Origin of the sequence: Pseudomonas sp. Root569, from assembly GCF_001427465.1 — a bacterium.
Lineage (GTDB): Bacteria > Pseudomonadota > Gammaproteobacteria > Pseudomonadales > Pseudomonadaceae > Aquipseudomonas > Aquipseudomonas synxantha.
On the sequence record NZ_LMGQ01000001.1, the window covers coordinates 401293 to 424364 of the forward strand.

The 23072-nt window shown below is 57.3% G+C and carries 19 protein-coding genes and 1 pseudogene; 8 read left to right on the top strand and 12 right to left on the bottom strand.

Annotation, left to right across the window (positions count from 1 at the left end; all coding sequences use genetic code 11):
- Positions 1–5: 5 nt before the first annotated feature.
- From ASD70_RS01880 to rplM, 5 genes are all read right to left on the bottom strand, one after another.
- Entirely contained in the window at positions 6–785 is a 780-nt protein-coding gene (locus tag ASD70_RS01880; protein ID WP_032877802.1) for a cytochrome c1, read from the bottom strand.
- Complete coding sequence (locus tag ASD70_RS01885; protein WP_003188526.1) at positions 785–1996, bottom strand: cytochrome b; 1212 nt, start codon at positions 1994–1996, stop codon at positions 785–787. Before ASD70_RS01885 ends, ASD70_RS01880 begins: the two co-directional genes overlap by 1 nt.
- Complete coding sequence (petA, locus tag ASD70_RS01890) at positions 1996–2589, bottom strand: ubiquinol-cytochrome c reductase iron-sulfur subunit (protein WP_043048551.1); 594 nt, start codon at positions 2587–2589, stop codon at positions 1996–1998. Before petA ends, ASD70_RS01885 begins: the two co-directional genes overlap by 1 nt.
- 267 nt (positions 2590–2856) lie before the next feature.
- Positions 2857–3249 carry a 30S ribosomal protein S9 gene (gene rpsI / locus ASD70_RS01895; RefSeq protein WP_002555064.1) on the bottom strand — a complete coding sequence of 131 codons (393 nt, stop codon included), beginning with the start codon at positions 3247–3249 and terminating at the stop codon, positions 2857–2859.
- Between the two features lie 14 nt (positions 3250–3263).
- Positions 3264–3692 (bottom strand): 50S ribosomal protein L13, encoded by a 429-nt coding sequence (gene rplM, locus ASD70_RS01900; RefSeq protein WP_003171742.1) that lies wholly within the window; start codon positions 3690–3692, stop codon positions 3264–3266.
- 248 nt (positions 3693–3940) lie between these two features.
- Here rplM and ASD70_RS01905 point away from each other — a divergent pair, with 248 nt between their 5' ends.
- The gene (locus tag ASD70_RS01905; protein ID WP_056845518.1) at positions 3941–4981 is read left to right on the top strand and encodes an NADP(H)-dependent aldo-keto reductase; all 1041 of its coding nucleotides are present in this window, start codon (positions 3941–3943) and stop codon (positions 4979–4981) included.
- Between the two features lie 128 nt (positions 4982–5109).
- Here the strand turns inward: ASD70_RS01905 and ASD70_RS01910 are convergent, their stop codons facing one another.
- Positions 5110–6246 (bottom strand): acyl-CoA dehydrogenase family protein, encoded by a 1137-nt coding sequence (locus ASD70_RS01910; RefSeq protein ID WP_046070900.1) that lies wholly within the window; start codon positions 6244–6246, stop codon positions 5110–5112.
- 220 nt (positions 6247–6466) lie between these two features.
- Between ASD70_RS01910 and ASD70_RS01915 the strand changes: the two genes are divergently transcribed.
- Together ASD70_RS01915 and ASD70_RS01920 are read left to right on the top strand one after the other, a co-directional pair.
- Positions 6467–7387 (top strand): GlxA family transcriptional regulator, encoded by a 921-nt coding sequence (locus ASD70_RS01915; RefSeq protein ID WP_172833447.1) that lies wholly within the window; start codon positions 6467–6469, stop codon positions 7385–7387.
- A 263-nt stretch (positions 7388–7650) separates the two neighbouring features.
- Positions 7651–7893: a hypothetical protein gene (locus tag ASD70_RS01920; protein WP_046070898.1), complete on the top strand. Its 243-nt coding sequence runs from the start codon at positions 7651–7653 to the stop codon at positions 7891–7893.
- A 60-nt stretch (positions 7894–7953) separates the two neighbouring features.
- On the opposite strand, the gene zapE is transcribed toward ASD70_RS01920, so the two are convergent.
- The 3 genes from zapE to ASD70_RS01935 form a co-directional block, all read right to left on the bottom strand.
- On the bottom strand, positions 7954–9048 hold the full coding sequence (gene zapE / locus ASD70_RS01925; RefSeq protein ID WP_046070897.1) for a cell division protein ZapE: 1095 nt from the start codon (positions 9046–9048) through the stop codon (positions 7954–7956).
- A 79-nt stretch (positions 9049–9127) separates the two neighbouring features.
- On the bottom strand, positions 9128–10483 hold the full coding sequence (locus ASD70_RS01930) for a tryptophan--tRNA ligase (RefSeq protein ID WP_046070896.1): 1356 nt from the start codon (positions 10481–10483) through the stop codon (positions 9128–9130).
- Positions 10484–10499: 16 nt separating this feature from the next.
- On the bottom strand, positions 10500–11129 hold the full coding sequence (locus ASD70_RS01935) for an alpha/beta hydrolase (protein ID WP_046070895.1): 630 nt from the start codon (positions 11127–11129) through the stop codon (positions 10500–10502).
- Between the two features lie 146 nt (positions 11130–11275).
- Between ASD70_RS01935 and ASD70_RS01940 the strand changes: the two genes are divergently transcribed.
- Entirely contained in the window at positions 11276–11713 is a 438-nt protein-coding gene (locus ASD70_RS01940; RefSeq protein WP_003171734.1) for a YhcB family protein, read from the top strand.
- Between the two features lie 192 nt (positions 11714–11905).
- On the opposite strand, the gene ASD70_RS01945 is transcribed toward ASD70_RS01940, so the two are convergent.
- From ASD70_RS01945 to ASD70_RS01955, 3 genes are all read right to left on the bottom strand, one after another.
- Positions 11906–13630: an ABC transporter ATP-binding protein/permease gene (locus tag ASD70_RS01945; protein WP_056845519.1), complete on the bottom strand. Its 1725-nt coding sequence runs from the start codon at positions 13628–13630 to the stop codon at positions 11906–11908.
- Between the two features lie 100 nt (positions 13631–13730).
- Positions 13731–14291 carry a response regulator transcription factor gene (locus tag ASD70_RS01950; RefSeq protein ID WP_043048539.1) on the bottom strand — a complete coding sequence of 187 codons (561 nt, stop codon included), beginning with the start codon at positions 14289–14291 and terminating at the stop codon, positions 13731–13733.
- Entirely contained in the window at positions 14284–15546 is a 1263-nt protein-coding gene (locus ASD70_RS01955; protein WP_046070893.1) for an ATP-binding protein, read from the bottom strand. The genes ASD70_RS01950 and ASD70_RS01955 overlap by 8 nt, the downstream gene beginning before the upstream one ends.
- 206 nt (positions 15547–15752) lie before the next feature.
- Here ASD70_RS01955 and ASD70_RS01960 point away from each other — a divergent pair, with 206 nt between their 5' ends.
- The 4 genes and pseudogenes from ASD70_RS01960 (at position 15753) to ASD70_RS01970 (ending at position 22994) form a co-directional block, all read left to right on the top strand.
- On the top strand, positions 15753–16463 hold the full coding sequence (locus ASD70_RS01960) for an SIMPL domain-containing protein (protein WP_046070892.1): 711 nt from the start codon (positions 15753–15755) through the stop codon (positions 16461–16463).
- Positions 16464–17036: 573 nt separating this feature from the next.
- On the top strand, positions 17037–19160 hold the full coding sequence (locus tag ASD70_RS01965; protein WP_236708682.1) for a hypothetical protein: 2124 nt from the start codon (positions 17037–17039) through the stop codon (positions 19158–19160).
- Between the two features lie 39 nt (positions 19161–19199).
- A pseudogene (locus ASD70_RS28835) lies at positions 19200–19417 on the top strand (SIMPL domain-containing protein); the annotation flags it as partial.
- Positions 19418–19640: 223 nt separating this feature from the next.
- Complete coding sequence (locus ASD70_RS01970) at positions 19641–22994, top strand: dermonecrotic toxin domain-containing protein (RefSeq protein ID WP_056845520.1); 3354 nt, start codon at positions 19641–19643, stop codon at positions 22992–22994.
- Positions 22995–23072 lie beyond the last annotated feature (78 nt).

Sequence of the window (23072 nt, forward strand, 5' to 3'; positions counted from 1 at the left end):
TTGGATCAATGCACATCCTTCCAGTATTCGCGCTTGAGCAGATAAGCGAATACGAAGAAGAAAGCCAGGTACAGCAAGACGTACGTACCGATGCGCTGGTGCTGCAGTTTGACCGGGTTGGCCGAGTAAGCCAGGAAGGTCACCAGGTTCTTGACCTTCTCGTCGAACTGCTCTTCATTCAGCGTACCGGTCTTGGGCACGATGGTCAGTTGATCGCACGCTTCATGGGTCAGAGGCGTACCGGTCAACGGATCATATTGCTTCTTGCCGTCTTCAACGACCTGAACCTGCTTGCATCCTACCACTTGACGACCCTGCAGGCCGACCAGAACGTTCGGCATGCCGACGTTCGGGAAGACTTTGTTGTTCACGCCATACGGGCGCGCAGGGTCTTCGTAGAAGGATTTCAGGTAGCCGTAGAGCCAGTCGGTGCCGCGCACGCGGGCCACCAGGGTCAGGTCGGGCGGTGCGGCGCCGAACCAGGCCTTGGCATCGGCCGGTTGCATGCCGGTGTTCATGTGGTCGCCGATCTTCGCGCCAGTGAACACCGCGTGGCTGAGCATCACTTCATGGGGGATGCCCAAGTCATCGGCGACACGCTCGTAACGTTGGAACTTGGCGCTGTGGCAACCCATGCAGTAGTTGGTGAATGTACGCAGCCCATCCTGCATGGCGGCTTTGTCAGACACATCGATATCGACTTTTTCCAGCTGCGCGCCATGTTCAGCGGCGAAGGACAGTAGCGGCAAGGCCGCAAGCACGAATGCAACGAATAACTTTTTCATCAGCCAGTCACCCTTTCCGGAACCGGTTTGGTCTTCTCGAGCCGGGTATAGAACGGCATCAGAATGAAGTAGGCGAAGTACAGGAAGGTGCAGACCTGCGACAGCAACGTACGCTCAGGGGTTGGCGCCAATACGCCGAGTACGCCCAGGATCACGAACGAAATGCAGAACACCCACAACCAGATCTTGCTCAGCCAGCCTTTGTAGCGCATCGACTTGACCGGACTGCGGTCCAGCCATGGCAGCACGAACAGCACCGCGATGGCTGCGCCCATGGCGATCACGCCCATCAGCTTGTCAGGGATGGCGCGCAGGATCGCGTAGAACGGCGTGAAGTACCATACCGGCGCAATGTGCTCGGGAGTCTTGAAGGCGTTGGCCTGCTCGAAGTTAGGCTTCTCGAGGAAATAACCGCCCATCTCCGGGAAAAAGAACACGATCGAGCAGAACACGAACAGGAACACCACCACGCCGACAATGTCTTTGACGGTGTAGTACGGGTGGAATGGAATACCATCCAGCGGAATGCCGTTCTCGTCCTTATGCTTCTTGATGTCCACGCCATCGGGGTTGTTGGAGCCCACTTCGTGCAGCGCCAGGATGTGCAGCACAACCAGGCCGAGGATCACGATCGGCAAGGCCACCACGTGCAGGGCGAAGAAGCGGTTCAGGGTAATGCCCGAGATCAGGTAGTCACCGCGGATCCACTGGGTCAGGTCGTTGCCGATCACCGGGATCGCACCGAACAGCGAAATGATCACCTGGGCGCCCCAGTACGACATCTGGCCCCACGGCAGCAGGTAACCCATGAAGGCTTCGGCCATCAGCGCCAGGTAGATCAGCATGCCGAACACCCACACCAGCTCGCGAGGCTTCTGGTACGACCCGTAGAGCAGGCCACGGAACATGTGCAGGTAGACGACGATAAAGAACGCTGACGCGCCGGTGGAGTGCAGCAGGCGCAGGATCGAGCCGTACTCGACGTCACGCATGATGTATTCAACGGAAGCGAACGCCTCCTCCGCCGACGGGGTGTAGCTCATCGTCAGCCACACGCCGGTGACGATCTGGTTGACCAGCACTAACAGGGCGAGGGAGCCGAAGAAGTAGAAGAAGTTGAAGTTCTTTGGCGCGTAATACTTGCTGAGATGGTCTTCCCACATTTTAGTGGCGGGGAAGCGCGCATCCACCCAATCCATGAACTTGCTCATCACGCGTTCTCCTTGTCGAGGCCAATGACTATGAGGTCGTCAGTTTCGTAGGTATGCGGAGGCACGGGCAGGTTCAAGGGCGCGGGCTGGGACTTGTAGACTCGGCCGGCGAGGTCGTAGTGGGAACCGTGGCACGGGCAGAAATAACCGCCGACCCAGTCCTTGCCCAGATCGACAGGGGCCACTTCCGGGCGGAAGGTAGGCGAGCAACCCAGGTGGGTACACAGACCGACCAGCAGCAGAATCTCTGGCTTGATCGAACGCACTTCGTTCTTGGCGTAGGCGGGCTGGTCGGAATTCTCGGATTGCGGGTCGGACAACTGGCCCTCGATCTTCTTCAGATTCCCCAGGATTTCCTCGGTACGACGAACGATGAATACCGGTTGGCCGCGCCACTCAGCAATCATCTGCTGGCCTGGCTCGATCTTGCTGACATTCACCTTCACCGGTGCACCTGCGGCTTTCGCCTTGGCACTGGGAAACCATGACCCCACGAACGGGACCGCAGCCCCCACCGCTCCTGCAGCACCCACCACGGATGTGGCTGCTACCAAGAAGCGACGCCGGCCTGCATTCACGCCGTCATTGCTCATTCAGTCCTCTCCCATCAGCTTTTTTGGCCTGTTAAATCAGGCGTCTACTAAGTGTTGAAACTTTACTTATAAAAATTTTGACGGATGGTAATGAAAAGCCCCACGTATGACAAGGGAATTGCCCGGGCCTCCGCCCCCAGGCCTTGTAGTATAGGGGGTCTACGGATGTGGCAAGTTGTCACGCACAAATTTATGTATAAATCGCAGGCAATAAAAAACGCCCAGCTCCGTGAGGAGGCTGGGCGTTTTTGTGGAACGTAAAGCGAATTAACGCTTCGAGTACTGCGGACGCTTACGCGCTTTACGCAGACCGACTTTCTTACGTTCAACTTCACGAGCATCGCGAGTCACGAAGCCAGCTTTGCGCAGAGCGCCACGCAGGGTTTCGTCGTACTGCATCAGAGCGCGAGTGATACCGTGGCGGATTGCGCCAGCTTGACCACTTACACCGCCACCGATAACGGTGACGTAGATGTCGAACTTTTCAACGGTCTCGGTCAATTCCAGCGGCTGACGAACTACCATGCGGGCAGTTTCGCGACCGAAGAAGTTGTCCAGGGAGCGGTTGTTGATCGAGATGTTACCAGTGCCCGGACGCAGGAAAACGCGTGCGGTTGCGGTTTTGCGACGGCCAGTGCCGTAATTTTGAGTCGCCGACATAATGAACTATTCCGTTAAAACTTCAGTTCTTGGGGCTGCTGAGCAGCATGAGGGTGTACAGCGCCCGCATAGACTTTCAGCTTGCGAAACATATCGCGACCCAGTGGGCCCTTCGGCAGCATGCCTTTGACCGCGATTTCGATCGGGGCTTCAGGCTTCTTGGAGATCAGGCCTTCAAAGTTGGAAGACTTGATACCGCCTGGGAAACCGGAGTGACGGTAGTACATTTTGTCTTGCGCTTTGTTGCCGGTAACACGTACCTGCTCAGCGTTGATGATCACGATGTAGTCACCGGTGTCAACGTGAGGGGTGTACTCAGGCTTGTGCTTGCCACGCAGACGGCTGGCGACTTCAGTGGCCAGACGACCCAGGGTCTGACCAGCGGCGTCGACGACAAACCAGTCGCGCTGAACTGTTTCCGGTTTTGCAGTAAAAGTTGTCATTCTTTAATAGCCTCAGGGGCCGCCCTGTAAATTAGACGGCGGATCTTACTGAATAGTGCTTACTTTGACAAGTCAAAGGCAGCCGGATACAGACGCTATCGGGGGCTCGGGTCGGCGCGTCCGTTCAACGGCAAGATTCTTCGGCAGACGGCGCATCACTTCCACTGCAGAAAGAGGTGGGCAATTATGCAGATTGCGAAAAAAAATTCAACCTGCTTTTATGATTGTTTTCCCCGAAGGAGTACCCGATGGATTACCGACAGCTGGGCCGCACCGATCTGAACGTCAGCGCGATTGCCTTGGGCACCATGACCTGGGGCGAGCAGAACAGCGAGGCAGAGGCCTTCGCGCAGATCGAACGGGCCAAGGCCGCAGGGATCAACTTCCTCGATACCGCGGAAATGTACCCGGTACCGCCCAAGGCCGATACCTACGCCACCACCGAGCGCTACATCGGCAATTACTTCAAAAGCCGTGGCGACCGCGCCGACTGGGTTCTCGCCAGCAAGATCGCAGGTCCCGGCAACACCATCGACTACATTCGCGATGGCTACCTGCGCCACAACCGCAAGCACATTGCCCAGGCCCTGGACGCCAGCCTCAAGCGCCTGCAGACCGACTGGATCGACCTCTACCAACTGCATTGGCCGGAGCGCAGCACCAACTTCTTCGGCCAGTTGAGCTACAAGCACAAGGACGAAGACGACCTCACTCCCCTGGAGGAAACCCTCGAAGCCCTGGATGAGCAGGTCAAGGCCGGCAAGATCCGCCACATCGGCCTGTCCAACGAAACCCCGTGGGGCACCATGAAGTTCCTCGCCCTGGCCGAAGCCCGCGGCTGGCCACGGGCGGTGTCGATCCAGAACCCCTATAACCTGCTCAACCGCAGCTTCGAGGTGGGCCTGGCGGAAATCGCCATTCGCGAACAGTGCGGCTTGCTGGCGTATTCCCCACTGGCGTTCGGCATGCTCAGCGGCAAATACGAAAATGGCGCACGGCCGGCTAAGGCACGCCTGACTGAGTACAGCCGGTTCAGCCGTTACTTCAACCCGCAGTCGGAGGCGGCGTGCAGCCGCTATGTGGCATTGGCGCGCGAACATGGCCTGGACCCGGCGCAGATGGCACTGGCGTTTGTGACGCAGCAGCCGTTTGTGACCAGCAATATTATTGGGGCCACGACGCTGGAGCAGTTGGATAGCAATATTGCCAGTGCTGATCTGAGACTGTCGAAAGAAGTATTGGAGGGGATTGAGGCGATTCAGAAGGATCATCCGAATCCGGCGCCTTGATTGACCTTTAGGCCGCTATCGGGAGCAAGCCCCCTCCCACATTTGGACTTATAAACCCAGTCAAATGTGGGAAGGGCGGTGCGACGATTCGACTTGCTCCCGATGAGGCCATCAGCAACACCGCAAGATCAAAGCGCCCGCGCAATAATCTCCTTCATGATCTCATTGGTTCCCGCATAAATGCGCTGCACCCGCGCGTCCGCCCAGGCCCGGGCAATCGGGTATTCCCACATGAAGCCGTAGCCGCCGTGCAGCTGCACGCACTCATCGAGCACCTTGCATTGCAGGTCCGTGGCCCAATACTTGGCCATCGCCGCGGTAGGTACATCCAGCTTGCCTTCCAGGTGCAGCGCCATGCACTTGTCGACAAACACGCGGCCGATCTGAATCTCGGTGGCCATCTCCGCCAGTTTGAAGCGGGTGTTCTGGAAGTCGGCAATCGCCTTGCCGAACGCTTTGCGCTCGCGGGTGTAGTCCAGGGTCCACTGCAATGCCGCTTCGGCTGAAGACAGTGCACCTATCGCCACGGTCAAACGCTCCTGGGGCAGCTCCTGCATCAGGTACGCAAAGCCCATGCCGGCCTGGCCCAGCAGGTTTTCCTTGGGCACCCGCACGTCCTGAAAAAACAGCTCCGAGGTGTCCTGGGCCTTCATGCCGACTTTCTCCAGGCGCTTGCCCTTGTCGAAGCCGGGCGTGCCGGCTTCCACCAAGAACAGGCTGGTGCCCTTGGCGCCGGCCTTGGGGTCGGTCTTGGCCACCACGACCACCAGGTCGGCCAGGTAGCCGTTGGTGATAAAGGTCTTGGAGCCATTGATCACATACTCATCACCGTCCAGCACTGCCGTGGTCTTGACCCCTTGCAGGTCGGAACCGGCGCCCGGCTCGGTCATGGCAATAGCCGTGACCATCTCCCCGGAAATCAGTTTGGGCAGGTACTTGTGCTTCAGCGCTTCATTGCCGTAGTGCAGGATGTAGGGCGCAACGATATCCGAATGCAGGGAAAAGCCGATGCCGGTCAAACCAAGACGGCTGATCTCTTCGATCACCACCGCGCTGTAGAGAAAGTCCGCGCCCAGGCCACCATATTCCTCCGGCAGGTGGGAGCACAGCATGCCCGCCTCCCCGGCCTTGCTCCACAGGCTACGGTCGATGTAGCCCTGCTTTTCCCATTGCCCGTGGAAAGGCGCGGCGTGTTTGTCGAGGAAGGTGCGCACGCTCTCGCGAAAGAGTTCGTGCTCCTGGCTGAACAAGGTTCTGGGGATCATGGGTCACCTGCGTGGATTGTCGGACAAGGGCGAGCCCACAGAGCCTATGCCGTGATGGCGTCACGGGACACTGGACACATGCGACAAAAAATAAGACGATCCAGCCGTCTGGTGACCACTTTCCCCTATAAGAATAAATGAAATTATGTCTAACCAAATCTCCACGCCCTTGCGGCGCGTCAGCATTTTGGCCATTGATCGGGTATTCGCTTCAACCCTGATGCAAGCCAAGGATTTCTTCCATCTCGCCAGCCTGCGTTACGGCAAACAGCAGGGCCTGGGCCTGACCCCAGGGTTCGATACGCGCCTGGTCAGCCCCGACGGGCAATCAGTGCGCAGCTTCAGTGATGTGATCATGCCAGTGGACGGCGGCCTGGAAGATGCCGACATCATCGTGCTGCCGGCCTTCTGGGACGACTTCGACGGCCTGTGCGCCCGCTACCCGCAAGTATTGCCGTGGCTGCGCGAACAACATGCCCGCGGCGCCGTGCTCTGCGGCGAAGCCACCGGGGTGTTCTGGCTGGCAGAAGCCGGGCTGCTCGATGGCAAGGAGGCGACCACCTACTGGCGGTTCTTCACTGCCTTCAGCGAGCGCTTCCCCAAGGTGCAGCTCAACCAGGACAAGCACCTCACCGATGCCGACAACCTGTATTGCGCCGGCGGCACCACTTCGGCCTGCGACCTCTACATCTATCTGATCGAACGCTTCTGCGGCGCCAGCATTGCCCAGGCCGTGGCCCGCGACATCCTCTATGAGGTGCAGCGCAGCTATTCACCGGGACGTATCGGCTTTGGGGGGCAGAAGCTGCACCAGGACGTGATCATCCTGCAGATCCAGCACTGGCTCGAAGAACACTTTGCCGACAAGTTCCGCTTCGAAGACGTCGCTCGGGAACACGGCATGAGCATTCGCAACTTCATGCGGCGCTTCCAGACCGCTACCGGAGACAAGCCGTTGCATTACCTGCAACGGCTGCGTATCGAGACGGCAAAAGGCCTGCTCTCGGGCAGCCGCAAGAGCATCAAGACCATCAGTTATGAGGTGGGTTACGACGATGCGAGTTTCTTTGCGCGCTTGTTCAGGCAGCACACGGAGTTGTCGCCGAACCAATACCGGCAACAATTCCAACAGGCCGCGTAGATACGGCCCCTTACGAGGCAAAGCGACCCTGCCATACCGCAATGGTGCAGGGTCAAACTGAAAACCCTCTGCCGCCTTAAGCAATGCTTGCCTGCGAGACCTCCAACTCCTACAGCTAGACAGGACAAAGACGAACCTACTGCGCGCTGGGCGTCTGGCATTTTAAGCGAGGAAAAAGTCGTCTATTTCTGCCGGACTGCGTTGCAGATCCTAAAGGGCTTTTTCTAAATCCATTTGGCTCAAACTAGGACGGAAACTCAATCATGTTATCCATAGGCAGCAGCTCTTTCAGCCCGGCTATGCAGGCGAGCGAGACAGGCGCATGTGAATCAAAGGAAAATCAGGCTGAAGAGGTAAACAGAAAGCGGAAACAGGAGGAAGATGAAACGGAGGATAAGTCGCCGGTGATTTTTAAAGGGACGGACGGCGCGACCTACAAGATGGAGGGCGGCCAAAAGTCCCTCATAGAAGCGGCGCCGGACGCTGAAGACCACATCACTTTTTAACCAGCACCCGAAATATAAAGGTCCGCAATCGCTGCGGGCCTTTATAGGGATCACATCAGCTTACGGCTTGTGTCCGCGCGACAGGAATTCGTGGGACTGCATTTCAAGCAGGCGGCTCAAGGTGCGCTGAAACTCGAAGTTCAAGCGACCACCGGTATACAGGTCCTTGAGCTCGACTTCCGCCGAGATGATCAACTTGACGTTACGGTCGTAGAACTCGTCGACCATGTTGATAAAACGGCGGGCGATGTCGTCCGTGGTGACGCCCATCTGCTCGACGCCGCTCAAGATCACCGCGTGGAAGATCTTGCCCAGCTCGATGTAGTCGTTCTGGCTACGCGGGCCGTCGCACAGCTGGCGGAACTCGAACCAGGCCACGTCATCGCAGGTACGCAGCGCGATGATTTCGCGGTTCTCGATCATCAGCTTGTCGTTTTCCACCGCCTGGGTGCATTCAGGGGTCAGGGCGCGAAAGCTCTTTTTCAGGCTTTCGTGGGCCGCTTCGTTCAGCGGGAAGTGGAATAGCTCGGCTTGCTCCAGGTGACGCAGACGATAGTCGACGCCGCTGTCGACATTGACGATATCGGTGTTCTGCTTGATCAGCGCGATGGCCGGCAGGAAGCGTGCACGCTGCAAGCCATCCTTATACAAACCGTCGGGCACGATGTTCGAGGTGGCGACCAGGGTCACGCCGTTCTTGAACAGCTCTTCCATCAGGGTGCCAAGGATCATGGCGTCGGTGATGTCGGAGACGAAGAATTCATCGAAGCAGATCACCCGCGCTTCCTGGGAGAAGCGCTTGGCGATGATGGTCAGCGGGTTTTTCTCGCCCGGCAGGGTCTTCATCTCTTCGTGCACGCGCTTCATGAAGCGGTGGAAGTGGGTCCGGACCTTTTCCTTGAATGGCAGTGCTTCGAAGAAGGTGTCCACCAGGTAAGTCTTGCCCCGGCCGACGCCACCCCAGAAGTACAGGCCCTTGACCGGCGTGTGGTCTTTCTTGCCAAACAGCTTGCTGAACATCCCCGGCTTGCTTTGCGAGGCCGCGACGAGGTCGTCGTACAGGCGCTGCAAATGACGCACGGCATTTTCCTGGGCCGCGTCATGGAAGAATTCAGGGCGTTTCAGATCAGCTTGATATCGTTCTAGGGGCGTCATAATTTCGTTAGCAAGGCAACAAAAACGGGCCGTCACTGTAACGACGGCCCTGGATAATGGCAATCAACCCTTGGTCGGGTTAATCCTCGGTTGGGGTCAACGCAGAGCGCAAGGCTTCGATGGCCGCGTCACGCGATGCTTGATCGGCGAACTCGGCACTGTCAGCCACGGCGGCGCCGTCCAGCCATACGCTGAAGCCCAGAGCCTGCGCACGCACGTCCAGCGCATCACCACTTTGCAATTGTTTGGTCACAGCGCCAGCTGCTTTGCCATCGGCAAAGTTGCGCGACAGCAACAGTTGCTCACCATCAGCGGCCAGCAGGCGGAAGCGGAAGCTGCCATCGTCTTCACGAAAACTCACAAAACGCGCAGCCTTCGCCGCTTTTTTCTTGGTTGCGACCGGCGCCGCAGCCTGGTTGACGAACGAACGCAGGCCCACCGCCTCACGCAACTCGGCGAGGAATGGCGCGGCCACGGCACGGGCTTTCTTGGCGCCGATCAGCAGCAGGTCTTCCATATCGGAGGGGCGCGACATCAGTTGGTGGTAACGCTCTCGCGCTTCACCGAGTTGGCCGTCGAGCAGTTGGAACAGACGATTCTTCGCCTCGCCCCAGCCCAGGCCTTGGAGCAACTCGCCACGAAATTCTTCTTCCTGCGCCTTGGTCGCAAACGCCTGGTACAGGGTGAACAGGTGCGAATTGTCCGGGTCCTTGGCTTCGCCCGGTGCACGCGAGTCGGTGACGATCCGCGAGATCGCGTCTTTCATGTCCTTGGCGCTGGTGAACAACGGGATGGTGTTGTCGTAGCTCTTGGACATCTTGCGGCCATCCAGGCCCGGCAAGGTGGCGACGCTTTCTTCGATCAGCGCCTCGGGCATGGTGAAGAATTCTTTACCGTTGCCGAACAAGTGGTTGAAACGCTGGCCGATGTCGCGGGCCATTTCCACGTGCTGGATCTGGTCGCGGCCGACCGGCACTTTGTGTGCGTTGAACATCAGGATGTCCGCCGCCATCAGCACCGGGTAGCTGTACAGGCCCATGCTGATGCCCGCATCCGGGTCCTCGCCGTTTTCCACGTTCTTGTCCACCGAGGCCTTGTAGGCATGGGCGCGGTTGAGCAGGCCCTTGGCGGCAACGCAGGTCAGCAGCCAGGTCAGCTCGGGGATTTCCGGGATGTCGGACTGGCGGTAGAAGGTCACCCGGTTCACATCCAGGCCACCGGCCAGCCAGGTCGCGGCGATTTCCATACGCGAGCGCTGGATGCGCTGTGGGTCATCGCATTTGATCAGGGCGTGGTAGTCGGCCAGGAAGTAGAAGGAATCGGCATTGGCATCTTCGCTGGCGAGGATCGCCGGACGAATCGCACCGGCGTAGTTGCCCAGGTGCGGCGTGCCGGTGGTGGTGATGCCGGTGAGGATACGGGTACGGGTCGTCATGGGTGATCGCTTGTCATCAATTCGAAAGGCGTGGCAGCACCAGATCCTTGAGATCGGTCAGCTTGCCGTGAAAAAAGTGTCCGCATTCTGCCACTTTCAGCAACTCATGGGGGCGTTTCAGGGCGGCGGACCAGGCGTAGACCACTTGCGGGTCGACCACTTCATCGCTTTCCGGCTGGATCAGGGTCAACGGGCAGCCTTGGGGCAGCACGTCCGACTCGCCCAGGCGCATCACCGCCGCAGCGACCATGAACAGGTGCGCGAGCTTCTCGCCCTTGGCTTCCAAACGCCCGCCGAGACTGGCCGCGACGTAGCCGCCGAAGGAAAAACCCAGCAAGGTGATCGGCAGGTCCGGGTGTTTTTCCCGCAGCCAGGTGGCGGCCGCTTCAGCATCGTCCACTTCACCGGCGGCCATATCGTGGGTGCCGGCACTGGCACCGACGCCACGGTAATTGAAACGCAAAGTAATCAAACCGGCATCGCGGGCAGTGCGTTGCAGGGTCGATACGACTTTATTGAGCATGGTCCCACCCTGCACCGGGTTAGGGTGGCAAACCAGCGCCAGGCCACGTGGTTCGGGGTGATCCAGATACAAGGCTTCCAATTGGCCCACCGGGCCGTCGATCAAAACGGGGGTTTCACGCATGAGCAAGGATGAACTCCGTGACCTCTCAAGGGGTCGACTCGTCTAGCTAAAAGTCTGTGCATGGCATCATTGCGAGCTTAATCGCGGTATACAGCGCAGGTCCGAGCCGTTAACGTAAAGCAAAGCCGTTTATAGAGGAAGGACTCGTGGAACACTCGCTCTTAGTTTGGTTGTTGCCGACTCTTGCCCTGGTTGCCGGTGTCGCCATTGGATTCCTGGTTGCTCGCTTGCTGCCGAATGCCGCGCCTAACCGCACGCAGCGTCAGCTGGATGACATCCAGGAACGTTTTGACAGTTATCAGAACGAGGTTGTTACCCACTTCAACAGCACCGCGACCCTGGTCAAGAAGCTCACCCAGAGCTACCAGGAAGTACAAGATCACCTCGCCGATGGCGCTAATCGCCTGGCCCTCGACGACATTACCCGCCAGCGCCTGCTGGCCGCGCTGCATTCCGATGCACCGCAAACCCCACGGGAACGCCTGACACCGCCGCGGGAAAACCAGGAGCCACCACGGGACTACGCGCCAAAGACGCCGAACGCCCCAGGCATGCTGGATGAGCATTACGGTTTGAAGAAGTAAGTCTTCCTCAAGCAATAAAAAAGCCCGGCTGATCATCAATCAGCCGGGTTTTTTGTGGACACTGTCCAGAGAACAATCGAGATTCAATGTGGGAGGGGGCTTGCCCCCGATAGCGGTGGATCAGCCAATGCATCTGTTACTGACAGGTCGCCATCGGGAGCAAGGCCCCTCCCACACTTACCGAGCATGAGCTTAAGTAAGTTGTTGCTCCTGCAACCGCCCACCCTCAATCCGCACATGCCGCCCATGGAAGCGCTTGAGGCTGCTGCGATGACCAATGCTGACAATGCTCAAGCCCGGCAACTCATCGATCAGCGCCTGGTACAGCGTCGCCTCATCCTCTTCATCCATCGCCGAGGTCGCTTCATCCATGTACAGCCACTGCGGCGCAAACAACAGTGCACGGGCAAAGGCCAGGCGCTGCTGCTCACCCGGTGAGAGCATGCGTTGCCAGTGGTTGGCTTCATCCAGCCGTGCGACCAGATGGGGTAGACGACAGGTTTCCAGGACCTGTGCATAACGTTCTGGCGAATAGACTCCGTCGTCCTGTGGATAACTCAACACGGCCTTGAGCGTACCGATCGGCAGGTAAGGCTTCTGCGGCAGGAACAGGTAGCGTGTCGCTGGCAGGCGAATGCTGCCATGACCGGCCGGCCACAGATGGCCCATCGCTCGCAGCAAGGTGCTCTTGCCGCTGCCGGAACGCCCACTGAGCATAACGCGCTGGCCAGGCTCCACCATCATGTCGGCGTCGCTGAGCAAATGACGCCCGTCAGCCAAGTCCATTCCAAGATCCTTTATCACCAGGCGCTCGCCTTCAGGGCGTACATCGATGGCCGGGACGCGTTGCTCGTTGTCGTTCATGGCCTGCTGGAAGCTCAGCAGACGGTCACTGGTGGCACGCCATGTGGCCAGTTCCGAATAAGCGTTGATAAACCAGCTGAAATTCTCTTGCACGTTGCCGAACGCCGAGTTGATTTGCATCAGCTCGCCCAACTCGATCTTGCCAGCGAAGTAGCGTGGTGCCGCCACGATAAACGGAAAGATGATTGCGATCTGGCTATAGCCGGCAGTGAAAAAGGTCAGGCGCTTGGACACCTTCATGATGTCCCAGAAGTTGTGCCAGACCTTGCCGAAACGTGTGCTCAGGCGTTGTCTTTCATTCGGTTCGCCGTTGTACAGGGCAATGCTCTCGGCATTCTCACGTACCCGCACCATGGAGAAACGCAAGTCCGCTTCGAAGCGCTGCTGCTGGTTGCTCAGGCCGATCAAGCGACGGCCGATCAGGTGCGTCAACCAACTGCCCACCGCGGCGTATAGCAGCGCACACCAGAACATGTACCCCGGGATGGTGATGCCGAACACTTCGATGCTGCCCGACACGCCCCACAGGATGATCGAGAACGACACCAGGCTGACCACATTACGCAGCAATCCGAGGCCAAGGCTCAAGGTGCCGGAGGTGAAGTTATTCAGGTCTTCGGAAATCCGCTGGTCCGGGTTATCGGTATAGCCGCCCTGTTCCAGTTGGTAGTAGTTCTTGTGCGCAAGCCAACGGGTGAAGTGCTTTTCGGTGAGCCAGGCGCGCCAACGGATGGTCAGCATCTGGGTCAGGTAGAGACGGTAGACCGCGCCGAGAATCGCCACCGCCGCAATACCGCCGAAATAACCGATCAGTTGCCAGAAGGCAGCGGTGTCCTTCTTCTCCAGAGCGTTGTAGAAGTCCTTGTACCAGTGGTTGATCCATACGGAGATCGCCACGCTGAACAGCGACAGGCCAATCACCGCAGCCAGCAACAGCCAGGCCCTGCCCTTCTCTTCGCTACGCCAATACGGTGTGATCATGGCCCAGGTTCGGCGGAAGAATTGCCCCCGCACCGCGTCGTTGACCGCGGAGTACTCAGCGTTCTGGTTCATTGTTCAGGCTCGGCAGGAAAAACATCACAGGCGTTTGAACCGATCATAGGTGATCGGTTCGCGCATCCGTGCAGCCTGAAGCAGGTTGTTCAGTGTTCGTTCAGCGTCGTACCGGGCGCTTCTGTAGCTTGCGCTGCAAGGTACGACGGTGCATGCCCAGGGCCCGGGCTGTGGCGGAAATATTGCCTTCGTGTTCGGTGAGCACGCGCTGGATGTGCTCCCACTGCAGGCGGTCCACCGACATCGGGTTTTCCGGTACCAGGGTGTCGAGGTCGGCGTGCTCGGAAAGCAGTGCAGCCAGCACGTCGTCGGCGTCCGCCGGCTTGCACAGGTAGTTGCAGGCGCCGCGCTTGATCGCCTCGACGGCGGTGGCGATGCTGGAGTAACCGGTGAGAATCACCACGCGCATTTCCGGGTCGAGTTCCAGCAGCCTCGGCAGCAGCACCAGGCCGGAGTCGCCGTCCATTTTCAGGTCGAGGGCGGCATAGTCCGGCAGGTCGGCCTGGGCGATGGTCAAGCCCTCTTCGGCGGAGCCTGCGGTGCTGACGCGAAAACCGCGCCGGCTCATGGCGCGTGCCATCACGCGGGTAAAGGTCGCATCGTCATCTACCAGCAACAGGTGCGGCAGTTCTTCGCCTTCGACTTGGATCTCGTCACTCATCGATATCTCCTCGTGCGACACGGGGCAGGCGCAGCTCGGTGAGCGTGCCGCCTTCCTCATGACTATAGAGCTTCACTGAGCCGCCCGCGCGGGTCACGCTGGCCTTGCTCAAAAACAGGCCCAGGCCGAAGCCTTTGCCCTTGGTGGTAAAGAATGGTTTGCCGATCTGCTCGGCAATGGCCAGCGGCACGCCCGCGCCGTGATCACGAATGCTGATGGTGATGTTTTCTGCGTCCCAGTCCAACTGCACGCCCAATCCTTCGGGGCAAGCGTCGGCGGCGTTATTCAAAAGATTAAGCAACGCCTGGGTCAGGTCCGGCGGTGGCGCCATGCGCGGCACGCTGCCTTGGCCCAGCAGATTGAAACGGTAACTGGCCTCGGGGCGCATCAGGTGCCAACGGTTCAAGGCTTCGTCGAGCCAGTGGGTCACGTCCTGCATTTCTACTGCCAGGCGGCGATTGGCCTCGGCGGCGCGCACCAGTTGCTGCAGCGTCAGCTTGCACTGCTTGACCTGTTCCTGCAGCACACTGAGGTCATCCTGCAGGGCCGGGTCGTGATGGTCCTGGGTCATCTCTTTGAGCAATACGCTCATGGTTGCCAGCGGCGTGCCCAGCTCATGGGCGGCGCCGGCCGCCTGGGTGGCGACGGCCAGCAACTGCTGATCACGCAAGCCCTCCTCACGGCGAATGGCGCGCAGTTCTTCCTGGCGGCGCAGCTCTTCGGCCATGCGTGCGGCGAAGAAGGTGATGACCGCGGCCGATAGGGCGAAACTTAACCACATCCCGTAGATCTGCAGGTTTTCCCGGGCAATCGGAAAGGTTTGCAACGGATAGAACTGCGCCAGCAGCAAGGTATAGAGCGTCAGGGCAATGCCCGAAAGCACCACCGAGTAGCGCCATGGCAAGGTCACTGCGGCAATGGTCAACGGCACAAGGTAATAAGAAACAAACGGATTGGTGGAGCCGCCGGAGAAATACAGCAACACACTGTGGATAAACAGGTCGCAGGCCAGTTGCAGTGCGTACTCCAGCTCGGTGACCGGCCAGGTGGTGCGCAGCCGGATAGCAGTGAAAGCACAGAGCACGGAGGAAAAGCCGAGGGTCACAGCCAATTGCAGCCACGGCAGCGGTAGCAGGTCGAACCAATAGGCAAGCCCGACGGAACCGGCCTGTGCGGCCAATACCAGGGTGCGAATGAACGTCAGGCGCCAGAGGTTCTGGCGAGTGGCGGAAGTCAGTTTTACGGCGGCGAGCATGAGCTCTCCCGATGAGCGCTGCAGGCGGATCGGCACGAGTATAAACGAAGCAGGCCGGCTGGCACGGCGTGTGTGGCTCTTTGACGCAGGGCGAAAAAAAATGACCGTTCGTCGGGCCTGCCATAACTTGTAGCTATTGTGTAAACCCGAAGAACCCGATGCCAGCGTCTACAGTCATACCGACACGACTATCTCAAGGAGCTTCCATGTCTCGTTTCACTCGCAGTGCCGCTGTCCTCACCCTGAGCGCCAGTGCCCTGGCCAGCTTCCAGGCCATGGCCGCCGATGAACTGCATTACAACCAGATTTCCCTGCGCGCCGAAGTCAGCCAGGAAGTGGCCCGCGACAAGATGATCGTCACCCTCTATACCGAGTCGCAAAATGCCGACCCGGCCAAGCTCGCTGCCGAAATCACCACCACCATGAACCAGGCCCTGGGCCAGGCCCGCGAGGTCAAAGGCGTGACCCTGCGCCAGGGCAGCCGCAACAGCTACCCGATCTACGACAACAAGAACCAGAAGATCACCGGCTGGCGTGAACGCGCCGAACTGCGCCTGGAAAGCGCGGACTTCCCGGCGTTGTCCAAGCTCACCGGCGAACTGCTGAACACGCTGAAAATGGAAAACATGGACTTCGCCATCGCCGACGCTACGCGCAAGGCCAGCGAAGATGCGCTGCTCAAGGATGCAGTTGCCGCGTTCAAGGCTCGTGCCCAGCTGGCGACTGACGCATTGGGTGGCAAGGGTTACAAGATCGTCAATCTGAACTTCAACACCAACGGCTATCCAATGCCTTATGCCCGTGGCGGGATGATGATGAAAGCGGCCATGGCCGATTCGGCGCCAACACCTGAAGTGGAAGCCGGTACCAGCCAGGTCAACATGAGTGCCGATGGCGTGATTGAAGTACAGCAATAAACATTAAAAAAAGACAATGGCGCAGCCTTAACAGCCTGCGCCATTTTTTTTGCACACTGTTTCAGCGTCACCGCAACTTAAGTCGTCTGGCAACGCCTTAACAGGCGTCGTACACCTGAAGCTTATATAAACAAAGTACCAGACTCACACTGTCTGATTAGGATGTGGAACTTTCCTGTGTAAGCAGCCACACACTTCACACTAAATCACTTCATCATCCCAACCAGGTAATCAAAAGTGGAAAACTTAAATCAGTTTACTATTATCCGTTATCCGGCACCTGGGTCTACTGAACGCACCCAGGCGCAGGAACAGAAACCGGATGTGTCGCTTAATAATAACGAAGCCTATACAGCCGACAACACTGTCTCTACGGCCCAGCGCCACTCCGATGACTACAAGGCAATCATTTATGGCTCAGACCCTGTCCAAGCGCCCGGAAACAGATATACGTTAAAGCAGCGCGAAGATCGCATTGATGCCTACGCCACGCGTGTAAATACGCAGATAAAAAATATCGAAAGTGGCAGTGACGGCGAGAGAAACATTAAGTTCCAGAACGTTCGCCTGTTCATGGAACCTTCCGGTTACTTCAGTGGGGGTCTATTAGCTGCTGGGTTCGATCCGCATGAAAAAATCACTGTGACGTTCGACACTTACGTCGGTATGGGGACCGGAGAAAATCTGTCCGATACCGAAACCCGTACCTACTCTGCATGGGAAATCGCAGCGGGTGTGCTTGATCACGACAAACCCGCACGGGGCGGGATTGTCAATTTCCATGGAATGGTCATTGATCCAAAAGACCGGAGCAAGATTAATGATCTGCAATCGTTAGGCAAACAACTTCAAAACCACTGGGAGCAGGATATAGCCACGCCAATGCGTGGCAGCGCCAGGGTCAACACCCTTATTGAGATTACGGATGACTTTCCTCTCATACCCCACCTCCCATTCCTACCTAGACCCAAAATATCAACAGTAATACCTGAACGCTCGGGCAAAGCAGACGCCTATGTCGCGCGGGGCGCTTTGCAGAGTCTTCATAGCGATAAGGAGGCCTTTGAAAAGTTAAGCTCTTTCGGTCAAGAAGCGATTAGCCGCACGCTGGATAAGAATGGGCAAGTGATTATTCCCAATATCTACGGTTACCCCCTGAGTGGGTACGCGTTCATTCCCTATACGCCCTATAATGGCAATTACAACAACCGGCCCAATCAGGGTGTCATGCTTGATTTGAGAAGTGGTGCTGTCAGCGAGATAAAGGGCGATGACGAGTTTGCGGCGTGGGCCAAAGACAATCGTAACCAACTGATAAGCCGTTTCAATGCCAGTGACCTACAAGGAGGAAGGGACGCGCATTGGCCACCGGCCGCGACCGTACTCGACAGTCTGATCCTGGATAATACATCCCACTACCCAGGGCGGGACACGTTGGTAAGCGACAAGTCCGTACCCGTTCGGGAATTGTTTAATTATACCCAATCGCGAGGCGGTGACTATGAACTGAAATTTGGCAATCTGAATAAGGGTATTGCCTCGCATTATCACGAGATGAACGCCAAGAACGCGCTATGGGACGATCAAACCAAGGTTTTTGGCGCCATGGAGCAAGGCTGGAAGGCCGCAAAAGAAGTATGGGGCGATACCTTTGGCTACGTACCCGTCCTTGGCAACGCGGGCAATATTGTTTTCGGCAAGCATGACGCCGCCCATGGCATGACGGCCAGCGATCGCGTTGGAGGCAGGGCCGGGGTAGTGATATCAGGCCTGCTGCTGGCGCATGAAATTATACCGGCTGGGGTAGAGGCAGGACTGGGTGAACCGGCCTTGAGTTTCAACACCGCCGACAGCCAACATTACGGCTGGAGATACAATGAGCAGGCCAACCGTTTTGATTTCGTGAAAAAAGTAAACGCCTCCAATGAAAGCGATATAACCCCCGTCTCCAACACCGCGTCAAACGAACCGAGTACGCCACACGCCAGTGAAACGGAAGGTGCCCATCCGACAATCGAACCACCAAATAGTAAACGTGATTTTCTAAATTCCATAGAGAACTTACCCACCGGCGAAGATCTTTTTTCCACGCTTGAAAAAAACGTAATCCTGAGTGGAGAACTCAATGAGCTAAACACCCTTAACGAAAAACTCTACACATTTACCGATTTCAACAAAAAAGGCACTCAAGAACGACTCAACATACTGGTACACGGCAGTGTCGACCCTGATACTGGCATCTCGAAAGTTTCATATAATGGAAAACTCAATACGCCACAAGAGTTACTTCAGACACTTCACAACGAAGGTATTCACCCCGAGACGTTTGCCAATGTAAGACTGCTCTCATGTGACTCTGCAAGTGGTGGAGATGCCTCCTTCGCAGCTGAATTTCAGAAGCTCATAGGGCGCCCGGTCAAAGGCTATAGTGGCACCCTCAGCGCTAACCTCACACCAGAAGATGTAAATGCAGCGGTTGTAAAAGTAGAAAGTGCTTATTTGGAAGCCCTGAAAAAAAATCAGGCCACCCCCCTGACTGCCGCCGATAGGGCATTGGCTAGATCCGAAGCTGAAAAATACGCCGCCAAAGAACTGGCGAAAAAAACAAACTTCAAACCGGCAAAGAAAAATCCCTATTGGAATCCGTTGAAGTGGTGGGCGTTTACTTATAAACCCGAGACCTTCCCAAAACCGTAACACCGAGAATATGCTAGCCATCGAAAGAGTAGTCGTCAAATCGCCCTCAGCGCCAGTGCAATTGCCAGCCTCCCGGCCATGGCCGCCGATGCACTGATATTACAAACAGGTATCGCTGCGCGCTGACGGCAGCCAGGAATTGGCTCGCGACAAGACGATCATGACCCTCTACACCGAGTTGCAAAATGCCGACCCGACCAAGCTCGCTGCCGCCCCCCACCACCATGAACCAGGCCCTGAGCCAGGCCCGCCAGGTCAATATGAGTGCAGATGGCGTGATCGAAGTTTTACAGTAACTTTTTTAGACAAGACAAAGGCGCAAACCCAAGGGCTTGCGCTTTTTTTTGCGTTCGCTGCCGCCACGTCATATCCAGCAGCATATCTCGCTGGAATTACGTTCAAGGTCTTCACGACTCAATACTGCCATAGCTACCAGGGAGGGCTGTGCTGGCATTTATTCATACAGTGAGAGCCAAACTTATGTCCCTATCAGTCAATGCAACATCGCCCGTATCGCTGGCGTCGGTACTCGGCGCCCCAAAGTCGATAACTGAAGCACAAACCTCACAAGCGCCTCAAACGTCCATTGGAAACCCGGCCCAGCCCGCCGAAACGGAACTGCTCAAGGCTTACCTTGAGGCTGTGCAACGCAAGGTATTGCACAACAATGCCGGGCTTATCACGGTCCCGCCCCAGAGCAACCTGGGTCAATGGCTTGGACTGTATCGAGCACATTTGGAACACCCTGTTGTCCAGGGTTGGCTGCGCGAACAGCAGATCGAACCGAACACTCTCCTCTCAATCAACCCGTCTACAGGTACGTTGTCCGCCGAGGTGAGGGGCGAAACGAAAACCTTCCGCCTCACGGACACATCGGGCTGGGGACAAATTTCGGGGCCTCTGTTGGCGGCCGCCAGGATCATCGCCCCAGGCAATAATGGTGATTTGCGCGTGAGGCTGGGTGAAAACTCCATACAAGTCAGCGCAAAAGTAGTAGCAAATTTTGAAGGGGTGGCACTTCCCCCAACGTTGTCCCAGGCCCGAGCACAAATAAGGCACCTGGAGCATAAAGACACCTTCGACCCTATTTCCGCCGATGATCACTTGCGTCCTGCCAGCAGCCGCTCGGCAAATGCGCTGCAAGTGCAAAGACAAAATGCGGCCACGTACTACAGCACCGCGCCGCAGGCATTGGCCTACAAGCGCTTGGCGGTCGACGTTGCCACCAACCTGCCCGACACACGGGCAGAAGCCAAGAAATGGGCGGACGAGTTGCTGCTCAAGCTCACGGGCAAACCGATCGATTCAGATACCGTTTATTTGAACCGCTTCAAGGGCGGCGAAAGCGCAGATACTGTGACCGGCTGGGAGCACAAGTTCCAAGAACCCTGGTCTTCGCTGCGCCTGCCCGATGCCTTGCTGAAGAATTTCTCCGAGCACGACTGGGTACCCGGAAACCTGGATCTCGACGCGGGTCTGTATACCCAACCCAGTGGGCAAAGCGAAAAAGGCGGCTACGGCAAGCATAATCAAATCGACCTTAAGCCGTCGCAAGTGATGCACGAAAGCTGGAAGACCGACTTCCAGGCCCAGATGACCCAGAAAATCGACACCTTCTGGAACACCCATACCGATAGCTACCAGACTGCAATTAAAGGCGAGTTCGTCTTCCAGGCCCGCGAACAATTGAAGACGGCCGAAGCCCGATCACCCGCCGAGCGAGCCTTACAAGCACCCGAGCATCGATTCAATCGAGGTGACTACCGCTTGGTGATGGAGGCTGCCGGCAACCTCCCGCTCGACGAGAACGCTGCGTTGAGCATGGAGCAGCTCAAGACACAAGCGCCGGTAAACGGCGACACTCAAGTGCATGCCCTTAGCATCCACGGTTTTAAGTCCAGCGACATTGTGCGGTTCAGCGATGACGATGGAGGTCGCCAGGTACTTTATATACCGGGAGCAAAGCCGGCATTCCTGCGCTTCGACTCCCTGGAAAAACTCAATCAGTGGGTGGTTGAGCAAAGTCAGGATCCGAAAAAAAGCCAGGCGCTGCTGGCACATTTTTCATTGATTGATCGCCAGGACCATAAGCCCGGCATCCTGCCGCAACTGGGAATCGGCCTTATCCCTGGCTTGAACTTTACGGGAATAGGCGACAAGCAAGATGGCCTGGACGGCCTGTTCAAAAAAATGGCTGCCGGTGATCTGAATACCCCGGTGCTCAATGACAGCCGCGCAAAAATCGAGGGAGACGTATTTTCCACATTGGCGACCGCCGCGAAACAACGCATGACCAACGATACCGACGTGGTCATCAAATCCAACAGCGAAGTGACTCGCGACACCTGGCTGAACGACATAACCGTGGCTGCGGGTCTGCTGGCCAAGCTTGCGCCCATCGCAGCTCCGGTTGCGGGCGCTGCGGCACTTGCAGGGTTGACCGAGCTGGGGTTGGGCGCAGAAAAAGCAGCGTCCGGTGACACCGAGGCAGAGCGCAGCGATGGGGTGTCCAAGGCATTCGATGGTTTGCTGAATACGCTGTTCTCAGCCGGGGCAAGCGCAGTCCCGGAGGATCCTTTTGCGCTACCGCCTGAGAAAGAACTGCCGAATGTAGAGCCCCGTGTTCAACCCGAAATCAATGCCACCGAGGAACCCACACCCGGGCCATCCAGTGGCATACGCGTTGTCAACGAGCCTGGGGCTGCCCTGCCAAAATCACAACCACTGCTCCCAATGGCACCCCATGCAGTACCTGACGGTGATGAATTGATAATGAATGCTCCCCGCGATGCACTGGGCGTCTATCGAATAACCGACAGTGAGGGAATACAGCGCCAATTTGTGCGGTTTACCGATGAGACAGGTACGAGCAAGGTATTCGAGATATCCGGTCGCTACAGGACCGGCGACAGGTTCGCCACCATCATTAATCCCGATAAACAATCAGCAGTGATGGTCATCACGCCAGGGCGTGACGGAGAGTGGGCTCGCGCACCTGGCGATGGCGGGGTGAAGTGGCCGTGGCAACGTCCGATTTCGCCGGCCCCGAGTAACGACTTGAAGTCACCCTCCCGCTTTTCGGACAACTTTATTGAGTTAGACGGATCAAAAATGGAGGGCGCCGACACACTCGACAAATACCTCAACTTTGAGGAGCAGACGCAGTATAGATTTGGCGTCAGCGTTTATGAGGAAAACGGTACGGTTAAAAGTCGCCCTGTGCTTTCATGGGAAGTAGACGATAGAAACTTCACGGTCTCCGCTTCGGAAGCGGCATCCCCTTCAAAGTTCGGCACCAGCAACTACGCTGGCCAATTCACCACAGATATCAACAGAAACCCTTACACAATAAGGCGACCGGGCTTGCAGGACGTTGAAATCAACATACCCCAGCAGATAGAAGAACTTCATATTCCGGGCAATAATGCAGAGCAGTCAGTCGTCGATGGTTTTATCCATGACGGAATCGAAACCTTTGAAAATGCGGTCCCCGACCCCGACATGCGGGCGGCGATTTCAGAGGTAGCGCATCAAGGATCGGCCGCTACGGCGTGGCGTGAATTGCAGCCCCCCCGAGTAAAAGACGACTACGTGAGCAGCGCTGGCGACCGACACTTTTTCATCGACTATTCGCCTTTGGAAAATGAGACCAAAGTCACGGTGACCTCGCAATGGAAACTCGTTTATGCAGGCGGAGATGAGCCCATTCCCGCTTCAGACTTGAGCATCACAGCCAGCAGGACGTTCACCCTTCGTGAGAGTAATGCAGTGGATGGAACGCCCGTTATAATCGACAAATCTGCGCCTACCCGCATAGAAGTCTCCCCTACCTAACTCGCTTGAACGGCGGTAACCTCGATGACCGCCGTTTTCGTTTGGGCAGCTTTTATATGCCTGCCATTTCAGGGGTCT

Excerpts from the sequence above, each read along its gene's own strand:
- ASD70_RS01950 (WP_043048539.1), bottom strand. The coding sequence starts at position 14,291 with ATGAGTGACGAGATCCAAGTCGAAGGCGAAGAACTGCCGCACCTGTTG.
- ASD70_RS01920 (WP_046070898.1), top strand. The coding sequence starts at position 7,651 with ATGTTATCCATAGGCAGCAGCTCTTTCAGCCCGGCTATGCAGGCGAGC.
- rpsI (WP_002555064.1), bottom strand. The coding sequence starts at position 3,249 with ATGTCGGCGACTCAAAATTACGGCACTGGCCGTCGCAAAACCGCAACC.
- ASD70_RS01955 (WP_046070893.1), bottom strand. The coding sequence starts at position 15,546 with ATGCTCGCCGCCGTAAAACTGACTTCCGCCACTCGCCAGAACCTCTGG.
- petA (WP_043048551.1), bottom strand. The coding sequence starts at position 2,589 with ATGAGCAATGACGGCGTGAATGCAGGCCGGCGTCGCTTCTTGGTAGCA.
- ASD70_RS01945 (WP_056845519.1), bottom strand. The coding sequence starts at position 13,630 with ATGAACCAGAACGCTGAGTACTCCGCGGTCAACGACGCGGTGCGGGGG.
- ASD70_RS01880 (WP_032877802.1), bottom strand. The coding sequence starts at position 785 with ATGAAAAAGTTATTCGTTGCATTCGTGCTTGCGGCCTTGCCGCTACTG.
- ASD70_RS01905 (WP_056845518.1), top strand. The coding sequence starts at position 3,941 with ATGGATTACCGACAGCTGGGCCGCACCGATCTGAACGTCAGCGCGATT.
- ASD70_RS01930 (WP_046070896.1), bottom strand. The coding sequence starts at position 10,483 with ATGACGACCCGTACCCGTATCCTCACCGGCATCACCACCACCGGCACG.
- ASD70_RS01965 (WP_236708682.1), top strand. The coding sequence starts at position 17,037 with ATGGAACCTTCCGGTTACTTCAGTGGGGGTCTATTAGCTGCTGGGTTC.
- ASD70_RS01885 (WP_003188526.1), bottom strand. The coding sequence starts at position 1,996 with ATGAGCAAGTTCATGGATTGGGTGGATGCGCGCTTCCCCGCCACTAAA.
- ASD70_RS01935 (WP_046070895.1), bottom strand. The coding sequence starts at position 11,129 with ATGCGTGAAACCCCCGTTTTGATCGACGGCCCGGTGGGCCAATTGGAA.
- ASD70_RS01960 (WP_046070892.1), top strand. The coding sequence starts at position 15,753 with ATGTCTCGTTTCACTCGCAGTGCCGCTGTCCTCACCCTGAGCGCCAGT.
- ASD70_RS01910 (WP_046070900.1), bottom strand. The coding sequence starts at position 6,246 with ATGATCCCCAGAACCTTGTTCAGCCAGGAGCACGAACTCTTTCGCGAG.
- zapE (WP_046070897.1), bottom strand. The coding sequence starts at position 9,048 with ATGACGCCCCTAGAACGATATCAAGCTGATCTGAAACGCCCTGAATTC.
- ASD70_RS01970 (WP_056845520.1), top strand. The coding sequence starts at position 19,641 with ATGTCCCTATCAGTCAATGCAACATCGCCCGTATCGCTGGCGTCGGTA.
- ASD70_RS01915 (WP_172833447.1), top strand. The coding sequence starts at position 6,467 with ATGCAAGCCAAGGATTTCTTCCATCTCGCCAGCCTGCGTTACGGCAAA.
- rplM (WP_003171742.1), bottom strand. The coding sequence starts at position 3,692 with ATGACAACTTTTACTGCAAAACCGGAAACAGTTCAGCGCGACTGGTTT.